Annotated in this window: 1 protein-coding gene; it reads right to left on the bottom strand. The window is 37.6% G+C overall.

Going from position 1 to position 2,055, the window contains the following annotated elements:
• Positions 1–67: 67 nt before the first annotated feature.
• Positions 68–1,888 carry a condensation domain-containing protein gene (locus F6K13_RS30320; protein ID WP_287289446.1) on the bottom strand — a complete coding sequence of 607 codons (1,821 nt, stop codon included), beginning with the start codon at positions 1,886–1,888 and terminating at the stop codon, positions 68–70.
• Positions 1,889–2,055: the final 167 nt, after the last annotated feature.

The following is a 2,055-nucleotide window of genomic DNA, read 5'->3' as shown; positions in this document are numbered from 1 at the left end:
TCCGAATTTGCGCATTTTTCAAAATAAAACCCCAACGGTCCTGTTGAAAACTTGGGGTTTAATGGTACTAAAGCTCACCTGCTTTGAGGATACCTAACAAACCAATTACCATTTCTACTGAACGCTCTACACAAATACCCACTAATACTTCTGGTTTGACACCCAAACTTTGTAGGTAATGTGCTAATTGATTAGCTTGACAATTTAACTCGAAGTAGGTAAGTTGCTGCTCCTCAAATATTACTGCCACTGCATCTGGTGTTTTCTCTACTTGCTCTTCAAATAACTGATGGATACATTTGTCTTTTGGATAATCTCTTTTGGTATCGTTCCATTCCACCAGTATTTGGTTTAGCTCTGGTTGTGTCATTATTGGCAATTGCAATACCCTTTGTTCTGGATGAGTCACCACTGCTTCTAACAAAACCTGGAAATGCTTGATCATCCGGTCTATTGTGTCTGACTCAAAAATATCTGTGCTGTAGTTACAAGATACTTCCAAACCTGATGAAACTTCCATCAACTGAACTTCCAAATCAAATCTGGTGAAATCAGAATCCAACATTTGACTTACCCTTAAACCGGGTAAATTCCAAGATTCCATTTTAGTATTCTGGAGAGCGATCGCTACCTGTACTAAAGGGTTATGACTTAAATTTCTCTCTATCTTGAGCTGCTCTACTAACTTCTCAAATGGGAAATCCTGATGAGCGTAAGCTTCTAAGGTAGTTTCTCTGACTTGATTTAATAATTCTTGGAAAGTGGGATTATCTGACAAGTCAGCTCGTAACACAAGGGTATTGACAAACATACCAATCAATGATTCAGTTTCCCCTCGATTGCGATTGGCAATAGGAGAACCTACTACTAAATCTAATTGACCGCTGTAACGAGATAATAAAACAAAAAATGTAGATAACAGAGTCATAAATAATGTACTTTCTGACTCTTTGCTTAACTGTCTTAGTTTTCTAGTCAAATCTAGATTTATTTGAAAAGACTTGCTCCCACCCTTAAATGTAGGTTTAGCAGGATGGGGGTAGTCTGTAGGAAGTTTCAGAACAGGGGAAACTCCAGTCAGTTGTTTTTTCCAGTAATTCAATTGTTTTTCCAGCACCCCTCCAGCAAACCATTCTCGTTGCCAATAAGCAAAGTCTGCATACTGGATAGGTAGTTCTGGTAAATTAGAAAATTTTCCCTGAGAAAAAGCTGCATAGAAACTAGATAGCTCTTTAACTAAAATCCCTAAAGACCAGAGATCGCAAATAATATGGTGCATTGTTATCAGCAGCATATAACGTTCTGGGTCAAGTCGCAACAAAGTAACTCGTAACACTGGTCCCTTAGCTAGGTCAAACAGTGTCATTGCTTCCTGTCTGATTAGCTGTTGAACTTTTTCTGATTGTTCCTGGGGCGAGTAGTTATTTTGTAAGTCTACCACTGGCAGTTTCACGTCAGTTACTGGAGCAACTATCTGTACAGGTTTTCCATCGATATCAGAAAAGGTAGTCCGCAAAGTTTCATGGCGTTCGATAATTGCGTTCAGACTTTGCTCCAAGGCGACAATATTTAAAGAACCGTCTATAGTCAGAACAATTGGTAAATTATAAGTGGGATTATTAGGAAATAGCTGGTTCAAAAACCATAACCTTTCCTGAGCAAAGGATAAAGGTAATTTGCCATCTCTAGAAACTGGTTTAATAAACTGTTCTTGAGTTTTATACCCCTGACGCAAAAACTCTATAATTTCTGTTTTACGATCTATTAAATTCTGTTTCAACTCTGGTGTCATTACTCCCTTTGGAGCATCACATCCTAGTTGCTCTTGTTCTATCCAAAGTTTGATACCTAGATTTTGTAAATAAGATATAAACTCAACTATTTTCATAAGACATCTCCATAAAATAGGGAATAAGGAATAGGGAATAGGGAATAGGGAACCCACCCCTAACCCCTCCTGGGAGGGGAATAATTTATAATTTATATATGATAATTGATTTTATTTTGAATTTTTGGGGATGTCTATAACAAAAACCTCTCCTTTTCTTCTTCTTC

It is taken from the genome of Okeania sp. SIO2B9 (genome assembly GCF_010672505.1).
Lineage (GTDB): Bacteria > Cyanobacteriota > Cyanobacteriia > Cyanobacteriales > Microcoleaceae > Okeania > Okeania hirsuta.
Note: the sequence above shows the minus strand (reverse complement) of the source record. Positions and strands in the feature narration are given on the sequence as shown.